Consider the following 342-nt stretch of genomic DNA (forward strand, 5'->3'; position numbering starts at 1 on the left):
GAGTTAGAGCGACAGCGTATTATCAAAACAGTCAATTCAGCTGAGTATGGGCATTTACCGCCGAGCAAAATAGTGCCCAAGTTGCTTGATAAAGGGGTATGGATAGCATCCGAGAGTTCGTTTTACCGGGTTATGAAACGTCACCACCTATTAACGCATAGAGAAAAAGTGAAGCCAAACAGGCAGGTAAAAAAACCAAAAGCACTCACAGCAACCGGTGTGAACGAAATTTACACATGGGATATTACATATTTGCCAACAACGGTTAAGGGCGAATTTTTATACTTGTATTTAGTGATGGATATTTTTAGTCGAAAAATTGTGGGATGGCAGGTTCACGAT

At 40.9% G+C, this 342-nt stretch carries 1 pseudogene; it reads left to right on the forward strand.

The window, feature by feature from the left end:
* Positions 1 to 342: pseudogene (locus tag H5201_RS22750) on the forward strand (IS3 family transposase); the annotation flags it as partial.

Source organism: Pseudoalteromonas sp. SG43-6 (assembly GCF_014164365.1).
Lineage (GTDB): Bacteria > Pseudomonadota > Gammaproteobacteria > Enterobacterales > Alteromonadaceae > Pseudoalteromonas > Pseudoalteromonas rhizosphaerae.